This window comes from Telluria sp. AZSoR62 (assembly GCF_058111565.1).
This window is the reverse complement of record NZ_JBYTST010000010.1, coordinates 139,905-161,529: the sequence shown is the minus strand read 5'-3', so window position 1 is coordinate 161,529 and position 21,625 is coordinate 139,905. Positions and strand designations below refer to the sequence as shown.

16 protein-coding genes are annotated in these 21,625 nt (G+C 63.1%); 8 read left to right on the top strand and 8 right to left on the bottom strand.

Going from position 1 to position 21,625, the window contains the following annotated elements; translation table 11 throughout:
- Positions 1 to 93 precede the first annotated feature (93 nt).
- From AC3XQU_RS16650 to AC3XQU_RS16630, 5 genes are all read left to right on the top strand, one after another.
- Positions 94 to 654 carry a hypothetical protein gene (locus AC3XQU_RS16650; protein WP_489875275.1) on the top strand — a complete coding sequence of 187 codons (561 nt, stop codon included), beginning with the start codon at positions 94 to 96 and terminating at the stop codon, positions 652 to 654.
- Between the two features lie 22 nt (positions 655 to 676).
- A complete protein-coding gene (locus AC3XQU_RS16645) occupies positions 677 to 949 on the top strand; it encodes an HPr-rel-A system PqqD family peptide chaperone (protein WP_489875274.1) in 273 nt (90 codons plus the stop codon).
- A complete protein-coding gene (locus AC3XQU_RS16640) occupies positions 943 to 1,911 on the top strand; it encodes an HprK-related kinase A (RefSeq protein WP_489875273.1) in 969 nt (322 codons plus the stop codon). The genes AC3XQU_RS16645 and AC3XQU_RS16640 overlap by 7 nt, the downstream gene beginning before the upstream one ends.
- Before the next feature lie 44 nt (positions 1,912 to 1,955).
- Positions 1,956 to 3,038, top strand: coding sequence for a nucleotidyltransferase domain-containing protein (locus tag AC3XQU_RS16635; protein ID WP_489875334.1), 1,083 nt, complete (start codon positions 1,956 to 1,958; stop codon positions 3,036 to 3,038).
- A gap of 112 nt (positions 3,039 to 3,150) precedes the next feature.
- Entirely contained in the window at positions 3,151 to 3,903 is a 753-nt protein-coding gene (locus AC3XQU_RS16630) for a GAF domain-containing protein (RefSeq protein ID WP_489875272.1), read from the top strand.
- A 90-nt stretch (positions 3,904 to 3,993) separates the two neighbouring features.
- Here AC3XQU_RS16630 and AC3XQU_RS16625 read toward each other — a convergent pair whose 3' ends face one another.
- On the bottom strand, positions 3,994 to 4,875 hold the full coding sequence (locus AC3XQU_RS16625; protein ID WP_489875271.1) for a PEP-CTERM sorting domain-containing protein: 882 nt from the start codon (positions 4,873 to 4,875) through the stop codon (positions 3,994 to 3,996).
- A 516-nt stretch (positions 4,876 to 5,391) separates the two neighbouring features.
- Between AC3XQU_RS16625 and AC3XQU_RS16620 the strand changes: the two genes are divergently transcribed.
- The gene (locus AC3XQU_RS16620) at positions 5,392 to 6,222 is read left to right on the top strand and encodes a ThiF family adenylyltransferase (protein ID WP_489875270.1); all 831 of its coding nucleotides are present in this window, start codon (positions 5,392 to 5,394) and stop codon (positions 6,220 to 6,222) included.
- A 50-nt stretch (positions 6,223 to 6,272) separates the two neighbouring features.
- Here the strand turns inward: AC3XQU_RS16620 and AC3XQU_RS16615 are convergent, their stop codons facing one another.
- The 7 genes from AC3XQU_RS16615 to AC3XQU_RS16585 all read right to left on the bottom strand — a co-directional run bounded on the left by AC3XQU_RS16615 (position 6,273) and on the right by AC3XQU_RS16585 (position 19,610).
- The gene (locus AC3XQU_RS16615) at positions 6,273 to 7,121 is read right to left on the bottom strand and encodes a PEP-CTERM/exosortase system-associated acyltransferase (RefSeq protein ID WP_489875269.1); all 849 of its coding nucleotides are present in this window, start codon (positions 7,119 to 7,121) and stop codon (positions 6,273 to 6,275) included.
- A gap of 30 nt (positions 7,122 to 7,151) precedes the next feature.
- Positions 7,152 to 8,024: a PEP-CTERM/exosortase system-associated acyltransferase gene (locus AC3XQU_RS16610; protein ID WP_489875268.1), complete on the bottom strand. Its 873-nt coding sequence runs from the start codon at positions 8,022 to 8,024 to the stop codon at positions 7,152 to 7,154.
- 68 nt (positions 8,025 to 8,092) lie between these two features.
- Positions 8,093 to 10,873: an XrtA/PEP-CTERM system TPR-repeat protein PrsT gene (gene prsT / locus AC3XQU_RS16605; RefSeq protein ID WP_489875267.1), complete on the bottom strand. Its 2,781-nt coding sequence runs from the start codon at positions 10,871 to 10,873 to the stop codon at positions 8,093 to 8,095.
- 223 nt (positions 10,874 to 11,096) lie between these two features.
- On the bottom strand, positions 11,097 to 11,399 hold the full coding sequence (locus AC3XQU_RS16600; protein WP_489875266.1) for a hypothetical protein: 303 nt from the start codon (positions 11,397 to 11,399) through the stop codon (positions 11,097 to 11,099).
- Positions 11,400 to 11,566: 167 nt separating this feature from the next.
- Entirely contained in the window at positions 11,567 to 14,854 is a 3,288-nt protein-coding gene (icmF, locus tag AC3XQU_RS16595) for a fused isobutyryl-CoA mutase/GTPase IcmF (protein ID WP_489875265.1), read from the bottom strand.
- Positions 14,855 to 14,975: 121 nt separating this feature from the next.
- Positions 14,976 to 18,533: an indolepyruvate ferredoxin oxidoreductase family protein gene (locus AC3XQU_RS16590; RefSeq protein ID WP_489875264.1), complete on the bottom strand. Its 3,558-nt coding sequence runs from the start codon at positions 18,531 to 18,533 to the stop codon at positions 14,976 to 14,978.
- 144 nt (positions 18,534 to 18,677) lie between these two features.
- Positions 18,678 to 19,610, bottom strand: a complete 933-nt coding sequence (locus AC3XQU_RS16585; protein ID WP_489875263.1) for a LysR substrate-binding domain-containing protein — start codon at positions 19,608 to 19,610, stop codon at positions 18,678 to 18,680.
- Positions 19,611 to 19,718: 108 nt separating this feature from the next.
- Here AC3XQU_RS16585 and AC3XQU_RS16580 point away from each other — a divergent pair, with 108 nt between their 5' ends.
- Both AC3XQU_RS16580 and AC3XQU_RS16575 read left to right on the top strand, forming a co-directional pair.
- Positions 19,719 to 20,939: an HD-GYP domain-containing protein gene (locus AC3XQU_RS16580; RefSeq protein ID WP_489875262.1), complete on the top strand. Its 1,221-nt coding sequence runs from the start codon at positions 19,719 to 19,721 to the stop codon at positions 20,937 to 20,939.
- Between the two features lie 81 nt (positions 20,940 to 21,020).
- Positions 21,021 to 21,620, top strand: a complete 600-nt coding sequence (locus AC3XQU_RS16575) for a 2-hydroxychromene-2-carboxylate isomerase (protein ID WP_489875261.1) — start codon at positions 21,021 to 21,023, stop codon at positions 21,618 to 21,620.
- The last annotated feature ends 5 nt before the right edge of the window (positions 21,621 to 21,625 follow it).

The window sequence follows — 21,625 nt, the reverse complement described above, 5'->3', positions numbered from 1 at the left end:
CAGCAAGTTTCAAGATATATGCTCTGGCGGCACAATTCTTGCTTAATCGAAATGCCTGCCTAGTGTGGCATAACAACTGTGTGAGGATGCACCGTGTCGAACGACCACCAGCCAGATCCAGCAAATTCAACGCCGCCGCTTAGCCAGCACGGTGCGGCACGTCGTCGCGTTGCCAAAGCAGGTCTTGGCACCGCTGGCGTTCTGTTGAGTCTTGAAAGCCGAGCCACCATGCAACCGATGGTATGTTTTTCGCCCTCGGCAGGTTACTCGGGAAAATTGAGCAGCAATTACAACAATAATGCCGTTTGCAATGGCAAGTCGCCCGGCTACTGGAAGAACCATACTGCTTGGCCATGTCCGCGTGACCGCGAGTTTGACAGCGTCTTTGCATGTAACACCGGTAGCATGTCGACCTACGGCAGCAAGACAATGTTGCAAATCGTCGAAGGTTGCGATTTCGATAAGTACAATCTGGGCATGCATCTGGTTGCAACCTATCTGAATGTCTTATCAGGCAAAATCTCCTTCCTTTCAGTCAAGACTCTGGCCGACATGTGGGGGCAGTTGCAAAGCCGCGGCTATTACACGCCTGCTGCGAATGTCTTCTGGAGCCCCGAGCAGACCAAGCGATACCTCGAAGCGACCCACGATTGACAGGTGCACGGTGGCAGGCTCGATGTGGCGCGTGACGGCAGGCCAGAATCTCGTTTATCGCTGCTGGGACGATGAAGCCGTGTTGTATAACGACCTCTCGGGCGCCACCCACCTCCTTGGTATGGCGGCCGTGTGCATCCTGGAAGCCTTGCGCGGCGGGCCAGCAAGCATCGCTGCCTTGTCGGCCGCACTGCTGGCCGAGTTCGAGATCGAACCATCGCTCCTGAGTGAAGAGCTTGCTGGCCTGCTGGACAGCCTGGCGAAGCTTGACCTGATTGAAGCCATTGCATGCTGATCCCGCTCGTGTCCTCCCTCGCTGTGCCCGAACTGCGGCGCCGCGCCGTAGGAGCTGGCCTGATGCTGCGTACCGGGCCGTTCAGCTGCCGTATCCGCACCGACATCCCGGAATTGATCGACACCATCGCCTTGCTGTATGCGGATTACCCGCTTGCAGACGACGGCTTCGCCGACTTCGACATCACGCTGCAGCGCTCCCGCGGGCTGCGCCGCTGGTTTCGACCCCAGGTCCGCTTCGAGCAGGACGGTCTCACGCCATTCTTGCCACTGCCCTTGGCGCAGGCGCATCCGATGTTCGAATGGGTGATGAACTGGTGCGTATCCACCAAAGCACATGCTTACCTCATCATTCACGCTGCCGTGCTCGAACGCGACGGCTGTGCCGTGATCTTGCCGGCGCCACCTGGGTCCGGCAAAAGCACCCTGTGCGCAGCTTTGGCCAGCCGCGGCTGGCGCTTGCTGTCGGATGAGATGACCTTGATCCGTCCCGCCGACCTTGCCCTCGTGCCTATGCCGCGGCCGGTGAGCCTGAAGAATGCCTCGATCGGCGTCATGCGCGAGTTCGCGCCACAGGCGGTGTTTGGTCCCGCCGTGCCGGAGACGGTGAAAGGCACGATCGCCCACATGCGTCCTTCCAGCGCAAGCCTTGCCGACGCAGGCCGGATGGCGAATGCCAGCCATGTCATCTTTCCGCGCTACCAGGCTGGCGCGCCGACACGCCTCGATATCTTGACCAAGGCCCGCACCTTCATGGGCATCGCCGACAACGCTTTCAATTACCCGATCCTCGGCGCCACTGGTTTCGATACGCTCGGGCGACTGGTAGATGCATGCCAGGGATTCAGGTTTTGCTACAGCAATCTTGATGAGGCAATGGCCATGTTCGACACGCTGGCCGCTTCAGTCCCCATGCGCGAAAACATCGCGGTACGCTCTGCGGCCTTGCAGGGGGCGGCGTGACCGCTCTGCCCATTCTGCTAGCCGTTGTGCGCGATCCAGAGCACATGCGCTCATTTGTTTTGAGCGACTGGGACCTGTTGCTGCGCCAGGCCGCAAGAGCAGACATGACTGCCACCCTGCTCGGTATCTTCGAAACTGCTGGGCTGCTCAATGAAATCCCTGAGGCGCCGCGCGCGCACCTGGAATGGGTGCGCGTTGTCGCAACGCGCCATCGGCGTGCAGTGCGTTTCGAGGTAGACCAGATCGCACGCGCGCTTCGTCCGCTGGATCTGCCGTTGATCCTGCTCAAGGGAGCTGCTTATGCAATGGCCGACCTGCCGCCGGCATCCGGGCGTCTATTTTCTGATGTCGATATCCTGGTGCCCAAAAACCGCACTGGCGAAGTCGAAGCTGCCTTGATGCTGCACGGCTGGGCGAGTACCCACCAGGATGAGTACGACCAGCGCTACTACCGCGAATGGATGCATGAATTGCCCCCGATGGAGCATATCCACCGCGGCAACGCGATTGATGTCCACCATGCGATCCTTCCCGAGACAGCCAGCGTGCGTCCGGATCCTGCGCTTCTGCGCGCCGCGGCAGTGCCGATACGCGACCCAGACACGCGCGACAACGGCCAGGACGGCCAGGCGCTGTGGATGCTGGCACCCCACGATATGGTGCTGCATAGCGCCGTACACCTGTTCTCCGAGAGCGAAATGCATCATGGATTGCGTGATCTGCTCGACATCCATCGGTTGCTGACGCACTTCGGCGCCATGCAGGGCTTCTGGGAAGCCCTGCCGGCACGCGCCATCCAGTTGCAATTAGCGCGGCCGCTATTCTATGCCTTGCGCTACGCGGAGCGCCTGTTGGGCACGCCAGTGCCGGCGGCTGTGAAGAGTCAGGTCGATGCCGCTGGAAGACCACCGGCCTTGCTGCTCATCCTGATGGACAGCTTGTTCCTGCGCGCGCTCTTACCTTTGCATCCGAGCAGCGGCGACCGCCTGACGCCCATTGCGCTCGGGGTGCTTTACTTGCGTGGGAATTGGCTGCGGATGCCCCCCCTTATGCTGGCTCGGCACCTGTTCCATAAAGCCTTCATTTCCAGATCTGCAGAGGAGATGGTGGTCAACGGCCAAGCTTAGCCTTCGCAAAGGCATGACTGCCGCTTAGCGTTGAAATATGTGCATTAATTTATTATTAATTCGTGCCAGAACATGGCAGCATGAGCCTTTACCCGAATCGAGAAGGTGATCCATGACTGACCATGCAAAGCGCCTGGTGCGCCTGCGCGACGTGCAGGCCCTGCTCGCCAGCGGCAACCTGGACGACAACCTGCACAGCCATGCCGAGCTGGCCAAGCGCCTGGTCGGCGCCAGCAGCTGCTCGGTCATGCTGCTCAACAGCGAATCCCCCGACGATCTGCGCATGCGCCTGTGCGCCAGCGCCGGCGAACTGCCGCCTGCCGCGGCCGACGCGCTGGTGGCCAGCGGCGAAGGCATCTGCGGCCAGGTGCTCGCCAGCGGGCGCGCGCTGCTGGTCGAAGACATCGCCCATTCCCCCTTCGCCGAGCTGGCGCGGCGCAAGCGCGCCGCGCTGCCGGCCCTGATGTCGGCGCCGGTGCGCATCGACGGGCGCCTGGTCGGCGTGGTGAACGTCACCGGCGCGGCCTTCTGCGAAGCGGAACTGCACCTGCTCGAGGTGGTGGCGCTGTATATCGGGAAATCGGTCCAGGTGATCCAGCTGCAGCACCTGCTGGCGTCGCGCTTTGCCCAGATGGCGCTGGTGCGCGACGCCCATGAACGGGGGCCGGGCGCGGCGCAGGTGGGCGGCCCCGCGCCCGGCACCACTTACCAGAATCCGGAAGACGTCGCGCGCATCCTGGCGCGTTCCTTCTACAAGGAGATGACGCGGGCCGGCTTCGCGCCGGGCCAGATCGTCAGCGCGGCGACCGAACTGATCGGGCAGCTCAAGGGCACGCTGCAGGATGGCGCCCGCGCCGTTAGTTGAATGCGCAATGAAAAAGGCCGGATCCCTTGCGGAATCCGGCCTTTTCAGCCTTCGTGCCACAACCGGGTTGCCCCGGCCGTGTGCAGAAAATTACTTGGCAGCGCGGCGGCGGCGCAGGCCAGCCAGACCGGCGAAGCCCAGACCCAGCAGGGCCAGCGAACCTGGCTCAGGGATCTTGTTGGCGCGGATCGGATCGTTGATCAGGCCGACGAAGCAGGTGTTGGCAGCAACTTCAGCTGGCGAGCAGGTGCCCGAACCGAATTGCGAACCGTTGGTGCTCAGTGTGAACTTGCCGTCCAGGTCGTGACCGAACTGGCCGTTGGTGTCCCACTGAACCTTGGCGGTGCCGCCGACGACGTCAGCGAAGAACTGGCCTTCGCCAGCTGCTGGCAGGGTTGCCGCGGTTGCGGTCTGCACCAGGGTCGCCAGGCGCTCGTCAGCCAGTGGGTTGGTGCCGCCGGCGACGTCGATCAGCTGCTTGTCGGCGCGGAATTCAACTTCCAGGTACTTTTCCATGCCAGCGAACAGCGAGTAGCTGTCGTAGCCGGTACGGTTGGCTGGGTTGGCGTTGAAGTTCGAGGTCAGCTCGAGCAGGTTGGTGGTCGAACGGTAGATGTCCAGGTGGATCTGGCCGTCAGCTGCACCACCGGTTGCGCCGATGTTGTAGATGCTGAACTTGCCGGTGTTTGGATCTTGCACGATGTTCTGGTCGGCGATGCCGTAGATCATGTAGTACAGGTAGGTGCCATCCGACACGCCCGAGAACCAGTTCTGGCCGCCGGTGCCGATGATCTGGGTGATGTTACCCACGCCCCAGGTCGTTTCGTTGGTGCCGGCAGCGTTGTTCGACTCGGTGGTCAGGCCGGTCAGCTTGATGTTCAGGTTGCCGGTCAGTGCGTCCAGCGGGGTAGCCGATGCGGACAGTGCTGCGAAGCCGAGGGTCAGGGCGCTAATCAGTTGTTTCAGTTTCATTCTAATCTCCAGAGATTGTATTTGGTGCTGCAGGGAGCGACACAGGGTATTAAGCAATCAGCGTGCCAGCTAAGTATGCTTTTTTGCAACTGATTGATTTTACTGGGCTTATTTTTCTAGGCGGGAACTAGTCCTACAGAGTCAAACTTGCCTGCGTTTTGCTCCTGTAAAGTTCTCCGACAAGCGCTACCGCTTGCGGGGACAGAAGTTGTTGATATGTATCAAAATCCACGGTATTCCGGCAGCACAGTATTGCGGAGCTGTTGAGTAGGGCAAGTAAGGGGTGGGCTAAGCCAATATTAGAGTGGCAAGGCCTGTTGGATCAGCCTGCCACCCTGCGGCTGTAAGGAAAACCGACAGTTCAGGCGAGCCCGTCGAAAAGCTGGCTGACATGGCCAGAAAATGGCATGATGCCTAGCATGATTTGCAAGGAAACGGCGCGTGCTTCATGGGAGAGGCAGCGCGCTTTTCCCTGCACCCGTGCCAGTGCGGCGCCATTCCGATATGAGGGGTTTTATGACCAACGCTTTCGATTACGATACCTTTACCACCCGCAATAACGGCTATGTGTCCAGCGACACCCAGGCCAAGATCCGCGGCACGCGCCTGTTGATCGCCGGCTGCGGCCTGGGCGCATCGACCGCCATCTGCGCCGCCCGCATGGGCTTTACCGAATTCGTCCTGATCGACGGCGATACCGTCGATGCCCACAACCTCAACCGCCAGTTCTACGATTTCGACGACATCGGTTCGCCGAAGGTGCAGGCGCTCAAGAAACAGATCCTGCGCATCAACCCGGAAGCGAAAGTCGAAGCGGTGCAGGCCAACCTCGACGCGAGCAACGCCCAATCGCTGGTGGGCAGCGTCGACATCATCTTCGATACCATCGATTTCCTCGACCTCGAAGCCATCCTGGCCCTGCACACGAATGCGCGCGAGCAGCGCAAGGCCGTGTTTACCGCGCTGTCGATCGGTTTCGGCGCCGGCGTACTGTATTTCCCTGCCGGCACCAGCGCCTCGCTGGCCGATGTCATTGCGCACGACGTCCAGCACGCCCAGGGCGAGGGCGACGCCAGCTATGCGAACGTGTTCGGGAAAATCATGGGCCGCATCGGCGCCCACCTCGACCGCCAGGTGGTCGAGCAGGTGGCCAAGGCCTTGACGATCATGGAAGACGGCCGCCCTTGCCCGGCATCCCAGATCGCGGTGGGCAGCTTCACGGTCGCCGCGCTGGCCGTGTCGATGATGCACGACATGCTGGCAGGAATGGATATGCCGGCCTCGCCGAACATGGTGGTGCACAGCTTCCGCAACCATACGACCAAGCTGGTGAATATCGCTGCCTGAGATGAAGAGCGCCTGGCGTCGACCCGGTAATCGGAGACAGTCCAGGCGCGCTAGTTGATGTCGTTGCCCGGATTGCGGACCACGTGGACGCGGGAAGGGTGGGTGTGTTCGACCACCGGCGGTTTTTCGTTGAACCAGGCTGCCAGGGTCGGATTGCTGGCCGAGAGCTTGCGCCGCAAGTCCTGCAGGTCCAGCACGTAGGGCGTGACGGAACCGTAGTAATTCGCTTCCGGGCCAATGGCCATGAAGCGGAACCCCATCTTCTTGAGCGCGTGCGCAAGCGAACGCTCCATCGCGGCATACCAGTAGCGGATGCCGTGTTCCTGGCTGTGGCGGAACATTTCGCGGTACATCCCCAGCAGCAGCATCGGCGAAGTGCGGTCGCGCCGGTCCACGGCCGGATCGAATTCGATCGCCGGCTCGTTGCTCGGCAGGAAACCAGGAATGCCCAGCACGCTGTCGGCACGCCGGCGGCGGTGGCTTTTCTTCACCACCAGGCGCGAAATCTCGGCCGACTGCTCGCGCTCGGGCATCTCGAAATCGCTGAACACCTCGCAGTGCAACTCGAACGGGTAGGGCTTGGGCGCCACGGGCTGCACCAGCCTGACCGCGCCGACCAGCTTTTCTTCCAGCGTATAGGCTGCGAAGTGGGTGGACGCGTCGTCGTAGTCGTCGAGCTCCATGCCGTCGACGTACTGGTCGGGCTGGAGGAAGGCGCATTCCAGGCAATAGACCTGGTGGCGGAGTTTAAAAATGTCACCCGGGATGTTGCCTAGGTGGGTGCCCCGGTAAGCGCGGAAAATGTTGCTATTGACGTGATCAATCGTTTCCTGGTGCGCCCCGAACTCTACACGGGACAGGAAGGCGTCAGGATTGACGCGGGCTTTTCCGTTGTCCATCTGTTTTTATTGTCCAGTCTCGGACCCTAGTTATTTTTTCCTGAAGCGTGCCCCCAGATAATTTCCGACCACGGTCTTCACCATGATCCAGAGGGGAATCGGTTCGTCATTGAACCAAGCTGCCAGGAACTTGTTTTCTCTCTTTAAGCGCTCGTTCAGCTCGTTCAAGTCGACCATGTGCGGCGTAACGGGACCGTAGTAATCGACCTGCGGCCCAATCGGCACGAACTTGAATCCCATCTTATCCAGCGAGCGCGCCAGTGACCTTTCCATAGCGGCATACCAGTAACGAATCCCGTTCTGACGGCTATGGCGGTACATCTCACGATACATGCCGAGCAATAATAGCGGACTATTGCCGCGCTTGTCGCCGCGCACGGTTGAACTCGGTTGAATCGCCTTCGTGCTGCCTTTCTCGCGGAAGTCCTGGGAAATACCCTCCATCGAGTCGCCACGGCGGCGACGATATGTCTTACGCACAACTAAACGCGAGATTTCGGCGGCCGAATCGGGTTCTGGATAAATGAATTCTGGAAATGGAACACAATGTGACTGAAAAGGATATTGCTGTCCAGCATGTGGTTGTACCAAGCGGACGGTACCGACGATATCGTTGTTGAGCGTGTAGGCTGCGAAATGCGTCGAGCAATCGTCATATTCATCGGTTTCCATTTCCTCTTTGCAATTACTTGCTTCGAGATAATGTCGCTCAAGGCAATACACTTCATAACGCAGTTTATAAATCTCTTTCAGTACGTACGACTCCATATTCCCTTTTAATACCTTGCGGAAATTAAAGTAGGGAATAAGGATGTCTTGCTTGCCAGTAAAACGTCCGGTCAAGCGAGCAAGGAATCCAAGCGGGACTGGTTCACGCTCTTGTTGTTGGATAACGGTTGTCATAGGTGAGAAAGAGATTACAGGCAAGGATGCAGTGGGAGACTGCGGCCGCCGGAGCGGCCGCAGGGGGCTTACAGCTGGCGCAGTAATGCCTTGGTGTCGTCCAGGCTGGCAAACGGCTTGCCGCCGGCGATCGCCGTCTCGGCTTCCTTGCGTGCGCCCGCCTTGTCGCCGGCTTTTGCCAGGCCGGCGGCGAGGTGGTAGCGCAGGTCCGGCGCCTGCGGGCTGGCAGCCACGGCCTTGCGCAACAGCTCGACGCCGCGCGCGGTGTCGCCCTTCTGGACCAGGATCCAGCCATAGGTGTCGAGGATGGCCGGGTTGCTGCCGGCCAGCTTGAACGCCTTTTCGGCGGTCGGCAGCGCACGTGCATCGTTTTCCTGCTGGTAGGCCCAGGCCAGGTTGTTCAGGGCAGCCGCGTTTGACGGGTTGGTCTTGAGCGCCGCTTCCAGGCTGGCGATGGCCGGCTTGAACTGGCGCTTGGCCAGGTAGCCGTCAGCCACCACCATCGCGACCAGCTCGTCCTTCGGGTTGGCCGCATGAAATTTCACCATGCGCGCTTCGGCTTCGGCGCCCTTGCCGCTCTGCGCCAGCGCCTGGGTGGCCTTCATCAGCACCTGGGGCGAATTCGACAGCGCAAACGCCTTGTCATAGGCCTGGGCCGCGGCCGCGGCTTGCTTTTGCGTCATCAGGAGGTCGCCTTCGAGGACATAGCCGGGCACCGCTTTCGGGTTGTCCTTCTGCATCTGGCGGGCGACGGCCAGCGCTTCCTGGGGCTTGTTGTTGCGCATGGCCAGTTCGATCTGGGCGATGCGTGCCTGGTCGAATTTCGGGTCGAGGGCCAGCGCACGCTTCAGGCTATCTTCCGCCGCGGTGTTGTTCTTCATCAGCATGTGGACCGCCGCCAGGCGCACCTGGGCCTGGGCCGATTTCGGCACGGCCTTGGCCAGCTTGTCGTAGGAATCGAGGGCGCCGGCATTGTCCTTGGTGGCGATCTGGGCCTGGCCCATCAGGTCCAGCACTTCCGGTTCGGTCGGGTGCAGGGCCAGCGTCTTGCGCGCCAGCGCCAGCGCCTTTTCCGGCTGCTTGATGCGCAGGTAATGCGAACCCAGCGCCAGCGCCGGACGCACCGCTTCCGAATTCTCGCTCTGGGCTTTTTCCAGCCAGCTCGTCGTGCCCGCCACATTGTTCTGCGACTGCTCGATCAGCGCCAGCGCCGTCATCGCTTCGATGTTCTTCTTGTCTTTCGCCAGCACGGCCTCGAAACGCTTCCTGGCGCCGGCAACGTTCTTCTCGTTCATGTCCAGCTGGGCCAGGTTCGACACGGCCTGGAACATGGTCGGCTCGAGCGCGACGGCTTTCTCGAAGCTGGCGCGGGCGTTCTTGACGTCGCCCTTGGCCATGTAGACCTTGCCTTTGACGTTCTGGACCGCAGCGCTGTTGGGCTGGGTCTTTTCCAGGGCCGCCACGGCCGCCAGGGCCTTGTCGTACTGGCCGCGGCCGAGCTCGACCTGCACCAGGGCGAATCCGGCGTCCAGCGATTTCGGATCGAGGGCGGTGGCCTTTTCCAGCTGGACCACGGCATTGCCGACATCGCCCTGGCCCAGCTTCGACAGGCCCAGCGAGGTGTGGATGCTGGCGGCCGACGGCGCCAGGGTGCTGGCCTGCTCGAGATAGGACGAGGCCTTGGCGAAATCGCGCGCCTGCAGGTAGGATTGGCCGGTCAGGGCCAGCAGCTGCGGATCGGTGGAGCCGGACTTCAGGGCCGGGGCCAGCACGGCAGCGGCTTCGGCCGGCTGGTTGGTCTTCAGCAGGACCTGGGCCAGCAGCTTGCGTGCGTAGACATTGTTTTCGTTATTGGCCAGATAGCCACGCAGATACTGCTCGGATTGCTGGTAGGCGCCCAGATTGAGCTCGACGGCGCCCGACAGCAGCAGGCTCGGCATGTGGTTCGGCGCCACACGCAGGATCTTTTGCAGCGATTCTTTCGCTTCCGCGTTCTTGCCGCCGGTGAAGGCCAGCAGGGCCTGCACATAGGTCGTGTTCAGGTCGCCCGCGCTGTGCTTGAGCGCGGCGTCGACGTCGGCCTTGGCGGCCACGAGGTCGTTGCTGCCGATGTGCACATAGGCTTTTTCGATATTGGCGCTGCGGTGGGCCGGATTGATCGCCAGCGCCTTGTCGTAGGCGGCCAGCGCTTCCTTGGTCTTGCCCTGGCTGCGCAGCAGGCTGCCCATCAGCATCCAGGTTTCCGCATTCTTCGGGTCGCGCGTGGTGGCGTCCTGGGTGAAGCGCTCGGCGCTGGCCAGGTCGTTGGCGGCAGCGGCGTGGCGCGCCATGCCGATCAGGGCGTCGCCGGAATTCGGATTGAGCGCCAGCGCCGCATCGTAGGATGCGCGTGCCTTGGCTGCATCGCCCAGCGCCAGGAAGGCGTCGCCGCGGCGTGCCAGCAGCGGCGCCGAGGCATTGGCCTTTTCTTCGGTGATTTCGTCCAGCAGCGGCTGGAACTGGCCTTGCATCAGCAGGCTCTGCGCCAGCAGCGGCAGCGTCTTGTCGGCTGCGACGCCCAGGCTGGCGGCCTTGCGCAATTCCTTGTCGGCCGAGGCCGGATCGCCAAGCTCGAAATGCAGGGTGCCCAAGCGCAGGCGCGCTTCGGCGTTTTCCGGATTTTGCGCGACAGCGTTCTTGAGCTGGATCAGCGCCGCCTTGCGGTCGCCCTTGGTTTCATATTGCTGTGCTTCGGCCAGCAATTCTTCCGCAGTCTGGGTGCGGTTGCAACCTGCCATGCCCGCGCCCAGCAGGATAGCGCCAGAGACCACGGCAACGGCAAGTTGTTTTTTGGTGAGATTACCCGGCATTGTCTTTCCCTTTGATGAAGGCACTTGCGAATTTCGTGTGTTGGGTGCAAGCGAAGTTTCCCGACTGTTAATAATACCTCACGGAATGCGTCGCAAGCGCCCCCAGCTCATCCGTTATCGCAAATAGCTTTCTGCTGTTGCTATTGTGCGAGATGAGTGAAGGCTAGTGTTGATTTGCAGAAAGATGACAGGCGATCGCAGCAGTTAATCAGCCAGTCCGTGTTCAGGATTTGCGCAGGCGCCCGAGCAGGGCTTCGACGTCCTCGCCCACCGGCAGCCCATGGCGGCGCAGCAGCTGGACGTGCAGCACGAGGTTCTCCAGCACCAGCTTGGCCGACACCGCCAGCAGCGTCATCAAGCGGTCTTCGGTGCTGAAATTTTCCATCGCGGCCGCCATTTCGCACAGGTGGGTCGCCACCAGCGAGCGCAGCTCGTCCTCGGGGAAGGGCAGGTCGGCGAAATCGATCGGGTCTTCCTGTTCGACTTCGTGCATCAGGGCGGCAAGCTGCTCGGGCTGGATCGGCATGGTGAACTCCGCTGGACAAGGAAAGTCCATTCTAGGCCAGCACCATGGCTCCCGGCGAGCGGATTGAACAGGCGCGGCGCCGGCTCGAAGGTCACAAAAAAAGGCCGGCCCGATGAAGGCGCCAGCCTTGTTGCATCCGTGCCGGGATCGCCGGCACGCGTGCATGCTTACATATTGCGGCGGTACTGCCCGCCCACCTCGAACAGCGCGGTCGTGATCTGGCCCAGCGAGCAGACGCGTACCGCATCCATCAACTTGGCGAACACGTTCTCGTTGTCGATCGCCGCCTGCTGCAGCGCGGCCAGGGCGGCCGGCGCCGCGGCGGCGTTGCGGCTGTGGAACTCGTCCAGGCGGGTCAGCTGCGACTGCTTTTCGTCGTCGGTCGAACGCGCCAGCTCGATGATGGCAGGCGCGCCCGTGCTGTTCGGGTTGCGGAAGGTATTCACACCGATGATCGGCAGGGTGCCGTCGTGCTTCTGGTGCTCGTACAGCATCGACTCTTCCTGGATCTTGCCGCGCTGGTAGCCGGTTTCCATCGCGCCCAGCACGCCGCCACGTTCGGCGATGCGCTCGAACTCCTGCATCACCTGCTCTTCGACCAGGTCGGTCAGCTCGTCCATGATGAACGAGCCCTGGTTCGGGTTCTCGTTCTTGGCCAGGCCCCATTCGCGGTTGATGATCAGCTGGATCGCCAGCGCGCGGCGGACGGATTCGTCGGTCGGCGTGGTGATCGCTTCGTCGTAGGCGTTGGTGTGCAGCGAGTTGCAGTTGTCGTAGATCGCGATCAGGGCCTGGAGCGTGGTGCGGATGTCGTTGAAGTCGATTTCCTGCGCGTGCAGCGAGCGGCCCGAAGTCTGGATGTGGTACTTGAGCTTTTGCGAGCGCTCGTTGGCGCCGTACTTGTCGCGCATCGCCACGGCCCAGATGCGGCGCGCCACGCGGCCCAGCACCGTGTATTCCGGGTCCATGCCGTTCGAGAAGAAGAACGACAGGTTCGGTGCGAAATCGTCGATGTGCATGCCGCGCGCCAGGTAGGCCTCGACAAAAGTAAAACCGTTCGACAGCGTGAAGGCCAGCTGGGAGATCGGGTTCGCGCCGGCTTCGGCGATGTGGTAGCCCGAGATCGACACCGAGTAGAAGTTGCGCACCTGGTGGTGCACGAAATACTCCTGGATGTCACCCATGACCTTCAGCGAGAACTCGGTCGAGAAGATGCAGGTGTTCTGGCCCTGGTCTTCCTTCAGGATGTCGGCCTGCACGGTGCCGCGCACGTTCATCAGGACCCAGTCGCGGATCTTTTGCGCTTCGTCGTCGGTCGGCTGGCGGCCGTTGTCCGCCACGAACTTGTCGATCTGCTGGTCGATGGCGGTGTTCATGAACATCGCCAGGATGGTCGGGGCCGGCCCGTTGATCGTCATCGACACCGAGGTCGATGGGCTGCACAAATCGAAGCCGTCGTACAGCACCTTCATGTCGTCCAGGGTCGCGATCGACACGCCCGAGTTGCCGACCTTGCCGTAGATGTCGGGACGAATCGCCGGGTCGGCGCCGTACAGGGTCACCGAATCAAAAGCGGTCGACAGGCGCTTGGCGTCCATGCCGGTGGACACCAGCTTGAAGCGGCGGTTGGTGCGGAAGGCGTCGCCTTCGCCGGCGAACATGCGGGTCGGGTCTTCGCCTTCGCGCTTGAAGGCGAACACGCCGGCCGTGTAGGGGAACGAGCCCGGCACGTTTTCCAGCATCAGGAAGCGCAGCACTTCGCCGTGGTCTTCGAAGCGCGGCAGCGCCACCTTGCGGATCGGGTTGCCCGACAGGGTCTTCGAGACCAGGCGGGTGCGGATTTCCTTGTCGCGGATTTTCACGACGTAGTCGTCGCCGGCATAGGCGGCCTGCATGTCGGGCCACATGGCCAGCAGCTTTTTCGCGCCGCCTTCCATGGCGTTGTCCCGCTCTTGAATCAGGTCGTCCAATACGACGTCGCGGTTGGCCGCGGCCAGCATGCGCTTGGTCTCAACCAGCTGCTGGCGCTCGCGCGCCAGCGAGACCTGCTTCTTGACGTTGCGGTGGTAGCCGCGCACGGTGTCGGCGATCTCGGCGAGGTAGCGCGCGCGGGCTGGCGGCACGATCACGTTCTTGCCGCTCGAGTATTTCGAGGTCGGCGCGGCCAGGCGGCTGGCCTCGACCTGCAGGCCCAGTTCCGCCAGCCTGGGCAGCAGGCCGTGATACAGCGCCGTGACGCCGTCGTCGTTGAAGCGCGACGCCTGGGTGCCGTAGACCGGCATCTCGTCGGGGCTCTTGCTCCACTGTTCGCGGTTGCGCTGGTATTGCTTGGCGACGTCGCGCAGCGCATCCTGGGCGCCCTTGCGGTCGAACTTGTTGATCGCGATGAAGTCGGCGAAATCGAGCATGTCGATTTTTTCCAGCTGCGAGGCCGCGCCGAATTCGGGCGTCATCACATACATCGAGGTGTCGACGTGCGGCACGATGGCCGCGTCGCCCTGGCCGATGCCGGAGGTCTCGACGATCACCAGGTCGAAACCGGCCACCTTGCAGGCGGCGATCACGTCCGGCAGCGCCTGCGAAATCTCGGAGCCCGCTTCGCGCGTGGCGAGCGAGCGCATGAAGACACGGGTCTCCCCGTTCCAGGGATTGATCGCATTCATGCGGATGCGGTCGCCAAGCAGGGCGCCACCCGATTTGCGGCGCGACGGGTCGATCGAGATGACGGCGATGTTCAGGCGGTCGCCCTGGTCCAGGCGAATGCGGCGAATCAGTTCATCGGTCAGCGAGGACTTGCCGGCGCCGCCGGTGCCGGTGATGCCGAGGGTCGGCACCTTGAGCGTTTCTGCGGTATCGACGACCTGCTTGCGCAGCTCGGGATCGACCATGCCGCTTTCCAGCGCGGTGATCAGCTGGGCCAGCGGGCGATGGCGCTGGCCGATCTCGCCTTGGCGCAGGGCGTCGATGCTGGTCGGCGCGTAGGACGACAAATCGACGTCGCAGGTTTCCAGCATCGAGCGGATCATGCCCACCAGGCCCATGCGCTGGCCGTCTTCCGGGCTGAAGATGCGGGTGACGCCATAGGCGTGCAGTTCGTCGATCTCGCTCGGCACGATCACGCCGCCGCCGCCGCCGAACACCTTGATGTGGGCGCCGCCGCGCTGGCGCAGCAGGTCGATCATGTACTTGAAGTATTCGACGTGGCCACCCTGGTAGCTCGAGATGGCGATGCCCTGCACGTCTTCGTTCAGGGCCGCGGTGACGACTTCGTCGACCGAGCGGTTGTGGCCGAGGTGGATCACTTCGGCGCCGTTCGACTGCAGGATGCGGCGCATGATGTTGATCGAGGCGTCATGGCCGTCGAACAGGGACGCAGCGGTGACGAAGCGCACCTTGTTGGCCAGCTTCGGCTGCTCCGGCAGGTCGAGTTTGGCGGCGGGAGTGATGTCGTTCATGGGGATGTGGTCCTTGGGTATCGGGAGGACAGGGAATCTTGGTACGGTATATGACGTTAACGTTAACGTCAAGCCGGGCACGAGGGAGGAAGGGTGGACGATGGCCACCCTTCCGGAAGGATTACGCGGCGCGTTTCTTGATGTTGCCCGAGAGCAGCTCAGCCTTGCGTGCACGGAACTCGGCCACGGCCTTTTCCTTCACGTGGCCGAAGCCGCGGATCTGTTCCGGCAGCGAGGCCAGTTCGACCGCATCGGCATGCGTGCCAGCGTTCAGGCCGGCCAACAAACCTTCCACCATTTCTCGGTATTCGACAACCAAGGCGCGTTCCATCTTGCGCTCTTCGGTGTAGCCGAAGATGTCGAAGGCGCCGCCGCGCAGGCCCTTGAGTTTGGCCAGCAGCTTGAAGGCGCCGAACATCCACGCGCCATACTGCGCCTTGACCATGCGGCCCTTGGCATCCTTTTTCGCGAACAGCGGCGGGGCCAGGTTGAACTTGAAGGAGAAGTCACCCTCGAACTGGCTCTTGACCTGTTCCAGGAAGGCGCCGTCGGTGTACAGGCGCGCCACTTCGTATTCGTCCTTGTAGGCCATCAGCTTGAAGTAGTACTTGGCCACGGCCAGCGAGAGCTTGTTGCCCAGGCCCTGGGTGGTCTCGGCTGCACGGACGCGCGCCACCAGGTCTTCGTATACGCCCGCATAGGCGCGGTCCTGGTAGCTTGTCAGGAAGTCGACGCGTTTCTTGATGGTGGTCTCGAGGCTTTGCGGCATCTGCACCACGATCGCCTGGGTTGGCGTGGCCTGCTTCTCGACGCGCTTGAAGTCCACGGCGGCGCGGCGCCCCCACAGGAAGCTCATCTTGTTCGAAGCGACCGCCACCCCATTGAGTTCGATCGCGCGCAGCAGGGCGGCCTCACTCAAGGGGATGCGGCCTTTCTGCCAGGCGTAACCCATCAGGAACAGGTTGGTGGCGATCGAGTCTCCCATCAGGGCGGTCGCAATGCGGGTCGCGTCCACGAAGTCCACGCCATCTGCGCCGCCGACGGCTTCCAGGATCAGGGAGCGCACGTCCGCGGCCGGGAACTCCCAGTCGGCGTTCTGCGCGAAGGTGCCGGTCGGCTGCTCGTGCAGGTTGACGATGGCCAGCGTGCGGCCCGGGCGCATTTTGGATACCGCGTCAAGCGCGCCGGTGGTCAGCATATCGCAGCCGAGGATCAGGTCCGCTTCGCCGGTGGCGATGCGCTGGGCGCGCAGGCGCTCCGGCGTCACGGCGATCTTCACGTGCGAGGTCACCGAACCGTTTTTCTGGCTCATGCCGGTCATGTCCAGCACCGAGGCGCCCTTGCCCTCGAGGTGGGCGGCCATGCCCATCAGCGCCCCGACCGTGATGACGCCGGTGCCGCCGATGCCGTTGATCAGGATGTTGTAGGGGTGCTCGATGCTCGGCAGCGCCGGCATGGGCAGTTGGCCCCAGCCATCATCCGCGCCTTGTCTGGATACGCCGGCCTTGCTCTTCTTGAGCGTGCCGCCTTCGACGGTGACGAAGCTCGGACAGAAACCCTTGGCGCAGGAATAGTCCTTGTTGCAGGACGACTGGTCGATGGCGCGCTTGCGGCCGAATTCCGTCTCTTTCGGCAGGATCGAGACGCAGTTCGACTGGATGCCGCAGTCGCCGCAGCCTTCGCAGACGGCTTCGTTGATCACCATGCGCTGGTTCGGGTCGGCGAACTCGCCCTTCTTGCGGCGGCGGCGTTTCTCGGCGGCGCAGGTCTGGTCGTAGATGATGACGGTCACGCCCGGCAGTTCGCGCAGCTCGCGCTGGATGTTGTCCATCTCCTTGCGGTCGTGCAGGGTCACCAGCGCCGGCAGGTTGGAGCGGTCGGCATAGCGCGACAGGTCTTCGGTCACCAGCGCGATGCGCTTGACGCCTTCGGCCGCCATCTGCTGGGCGATCATCGGCACCGAGGTCTGGCCGTCGACCGGCTGGCCGCCGGTCATCGCCACCGCGTCGTTGTACAGGATCTTGTAGGTGATGTTGACCTTCGCAGCCACGGCCGCGCGGATGGCGAGATAGCCCGAATGGAAATAGGTGCCGTCGCCCAGGTTCTGGAACACGTGCGGCACTTTCGAGAACGCGGCCTGGCCGATCCACGGCGTGCCTTCGCCGCCCATGTGGGTGGTCAGCTTGTTCATCTCGGGGTAGATCGAGGTGGCCATCACGTGGCAGCCGATGCCGGCCAGCGCGAAGGAACCGTCCGGCACCTTGGTCGAGGTATTGTGCGGGCAGCCGGAGCAGTAGAAGGCCGGGCGGAAGGGCGTGGTGATCGCCTTGGCAAGCACGGCGTCCTTCGCGTCGAGGAAGGCCAGGCGCGCCTTGATCAAGTCGCGCGTGGTGTCTTCCAGGTTCAGGCGCGCGATGCGGCCGGCAATCACGCGCGCGACTTGCGCGACCGAGAAGTCGGCTTTCGGCGGCAGCAGCCAGTCGCCGCGCGGGGCGACCCATTCGCCCTTGTCGTCGAACTTGCCGACCACGTGCGGGCGCACGTCGTCGCGCCAGTTATACAGCTGCTCTTTCAACTGGTATTCGACGACCTGGCGCTTTTCCTCGACCACCAGGATTTCGTCCAGGCCTTGCGCGAATTCACGCACGCCGTCCGGCTCCAGCGGCCAGATCATCGCGACCTTGTACAGGCGCAGGCCGACTTTCGCGGCCATCTCCTCGTTGATGCCCAGTTCTTCCAGCGCTTCCAGCACGTCCAGGTAGGATTTGCCGGAGGCGATGATGCCCAGCTTGGCGTCCGGGCTGTCGATGGTGACGCGATTGAGCTTGTTTTCGCGCGCGTAGGCCAGCGCCGCATAGATCTTGTAGTCCTGCATCAGCGCTTCCTGGGCGCGTGCCTGCTGGCCCAGCGGGACCGAAGACAGTTTCGTATTCAGGCCGCCTTCCGGCACCGCGAAGTCCTGCGGCAGCTTGACCTCGACGCGGAACGGGTTGGCGTCGACCGAGCTGCTCGATTCGACCGTGTCGGCCAGCGCCTTGAATGCCACCGCGCAACCCGAGAAGCGCGACATCGCCCAGCCGTGCACGCCCAGGTCCAGGTATTCCTGCACGTTGCAGGGATACAGCACCGGAATCATGCAGGCCGAGAAGATGTGGTCCGACTGGTGCGGCAGGGTCGAGGAATAGGCGCCGTGGTCGTCGCCGGCCACCAGCAGCACGCCGCCGTGTTTCGCGGTGCCGGCATGGTTCATGTGCTTGAAGACGTCGCCGCAGCGGTCCACGCCCGGGCCTTTGCCGTACCACATGGCGAATACGCCATCGTACTTGGCCGGGCCGATCAGGTCCACGGTCTGGGTGCCCCAGACGGCGGTCGCGGCCAGGTCTTCGTTCACGCCCGGGACGAACTGGATGCGGTTCGCTTCCAGGTGGCCCTTGGCCTTCCACAGTGTCTCGTCCAGGCCGCCCAGGGGCGAGCCGCGGTAGCCGGATACGAAGCCCGCGGTATCGAGGCCGGCGGCGGCGTCGCGCTCGCGCTGGATCATCGGCAGGCGCACCAGGGCCTGGATACCGGACAGGAAGATGTTGCCGGTCCTGGCGGTGTACTTGTCTTCCAGGGTAACGGTGGTGAGGCGGGACGAAGTGTCCGGCGCCACGGCCTGTGGCGTGACGGTATCTGGCATGCGGGTCTCCATTGTGTGGTTCGGTGCTGTGCTGCCTCTTGCCGGGTAGGCGAGGGCGCTTTTTGACCGCGTGGAGTGTAGGGACTCAGGCCAGCCAGGGCCAATAGGGATTGCGGATGGGGGTATAAGAAATAATGATGACCGTTATACGATCAGCCGTGCACCCGGCCATGCGCCGCGCGCGCACAGGTCTTCGGTCACGTCGCGCACCAGCTTCGCGATCGCCGCCGCCGCATTCGTGAGCGGGATATTGCGCGAGGCGGACAGGCTCACCTGGCGCGTCAAGGCCGGGTCCTGCACGGGCCAGGCCCGGATCGCGCCGCGTTCGATATCGGCCAGTAGGGGCGCAACCGGCAGCAGGGTCGCGCCCAGGTCGGCCAGCAGGGCCGAGCGCAGGATGGCGAGCGAGTTGATCTCGAGGATGGGGCCGGGCGCCAGGCCCGCTTTCGACGCCACCTGCTCGACCAGCGGGCGCACGCCATGTTGGCGCGCCGGCAGGATCAGGGTGCTGGCCAGGGCCTCGGCCAGGGTCAGGCTGGCGGCGGCGGGCGCCAGCGCGGAGCCGGCGCGGCAGATGAACATCAGGTCTTCCTCGACCAGCGGCGTATTGGTGAAGTGCCCGGCCGGGACTTCATCGAACAGCACCGCCAGGTTCAGACGGCCCGACTTGAGCTGCTCGGTGAGGCTGCCCGAGATCTCTTCGGTGAGCTGCAGGGTGATTTCGGGGTAGCGCGCGCGTGCGCTGCTCAGGATCGGCAGCGCCAGCGCGCCCGAGATACTGTGGGGCAGGCCGAGCGTCACGCTGCCCGAGGGGCGCGTGGTGGATTGCACCACCGCCGAGCGGGCATCGGCCACCTGCTTCAGGATCGCCTGCGCATGCTCGTAGAAGATCTTGCCGGCGTCGGTGCTGAGCACGCCGTGGGCCGAGCGGTGCAGCAGTTGGGCGCCCAGTTCTTCCTCGAGCTGGCGCAACTGCTGGGTCAGCGCCGGCTGCGCCACGTGCAGGACCAGCGCAGCGCGCGAGAGCGAGCCGTGGTCGACGATGGCGACGAAATAGCGGAGTTGGCGCAGTTCCATGCAATAGACTGTGTCTTAAAGGAAACAATTGATGAACATTGGTAACAGTCTTGCTATACTGCATCTTGGCCGACGTGCGCCGACATTATTACAGAGCAGAGACAAACCATGTTAAAGAAGGTGGATGCATCGCAGCTGAAGGTCGGGATGTTCATCCACGATCTCGATTGCGGCTGGATGGATCATCCGTTCGTGCGCGCGCGCTTCGTGCTGACGACCGAGGACGAGATCTACAAGATCCGCAACGCCAAGATCCGCGGCGTGGTCATCGACTGCAGCAAGGGCCTGGACATCGACAATGCGCCGACCCTGGCCGAGGCCGAAGCCGAGACCGAAGCGGAAGTGACCGCGATCGCGACCAAGCCGCTGATCGTCACCCGCGTCTCGCTGGGTGAGGAACTGCAGCGCGCTGCCCAGATCCGCAAGCAGGCAGCCGGTATGGTGCGCACCGTAATGGCCGACGCCCGCCTGGGCAAGGCGGTCGAGATGGACAAGGTAGCGCCGGTGGTCGAGAGCATCACCGAATCGATCCTGCGCAATTCCGGCGCGCTGCTCGGGCTCCTGCGCATCAAGAACAAGGACGACTACACCTTCCTGCATTCGGTGAGCGTGTGCGCGCTGCTGGTGGCTTTCTGCCGCTCGCGCAACATGGACGCCGAGACGATCTACCAGGCCGGCCTGGGCGGCCTGCTGCACGATACCGGCAAGGCGCTGGTGCCGGACAGTATCCTGAACAAGGCAGGGCGCCTGACCGACGAGGAATTCGACATCATCAAGCGCCACCCGCGCGACGGCTACGACATCCTGGTCAAGTCGCCGGAGATCGGCCAGATCCCGCTCGACATCACGCTGCACCACCACGAGCGGCGCGACGGCAGCGGTTATCCGGACAAGCAGGGCGAAGGCAGCATCAGCGAGCTGGCGCAGATGGCCGCGATCGTCGACGTCTACGATGCCATTACCTCCGACCGCTGCTACCACAAGGGCATGCCGGCGGCCGAAGCACTACGCAAGATCTACGAGTGGAGCAAGTTCCACTTCAATCCGACGCTGGCCCAGGAGTTCATGCGCTGCGTGGGCATCTACCCGGTCGGCACCCTGGTGCTGCTGGAATCGGGCCGCCTGGGGGTGGTGATCGAGCCGCACGAAACGAGCCTGCTCACGCCAAAGGTGAACGTCTTCTTCAGCACCAAGACCCCGGGCTATATCAAGCCGCAGACCGTCGATCTGTCCAAGGCGCTGGGCTTCGGCGGCGGCGACAAGATCGTGCGCCACGAGTCGGCCGAGAAGTGGAACGTCAACCCGCTGCAGTTCATGAACATCGCTTGAGGCGCCAGGTGCGCCAGGCCCCGGGGATGCGACAATGGCATCCCCGGGGCTTTTTTTTTACCATCTGGTAAAGGATGTGCGATGCACGTACCCATCGAATTCTGGTTCGAGTTCGGCAGCAACTACAGCTATCTCTCCCTGATGCGTATCGAGGCGCTGGCCGCACGCGCCGGCGTACCGCTACAGTGGAAGCCCTTCCTGCTCGGCCCCATCCTCCGCGAACTCGGCTACCAAAGCTCGCCCTTCAACGAGCACAAGGAAAAGGGCGATTACGTGTGGCGCGACACGGCGCGGCGCGCCGCGAAGTACGCGCTGCCGTTCACGCGGCCGACGGTATTCCCGCGCCCGGCGCTGCTGCCGATGCGCGTGGCGCTGCTGGGTGCGGACCAGGCATGGATGGGTGAATTCTGCCGCCGCATCATGCTGCAGAACTGGTCGCAGGATGCCGAGATCGACAGGGTCGAGGTGGTATTGGCGGCGCTTGCGGAGCTGGTCGCGGATCCAGCGGCCCTCGTGGCGGGGGCGGGCGACGACGCGGTCAAGGCAGCGCTGCGCGCCCAGACCGCGGCCGCGCGTGCACTCGGCATTTTCGGCGCGCCGACCTTCATCGTGGATGGCGAGATGTTCTGGGGCGACGACCGCCTGGAAGACGCGCTGGACTGGGCGCAGGCGCGCGCTTGAGGCAG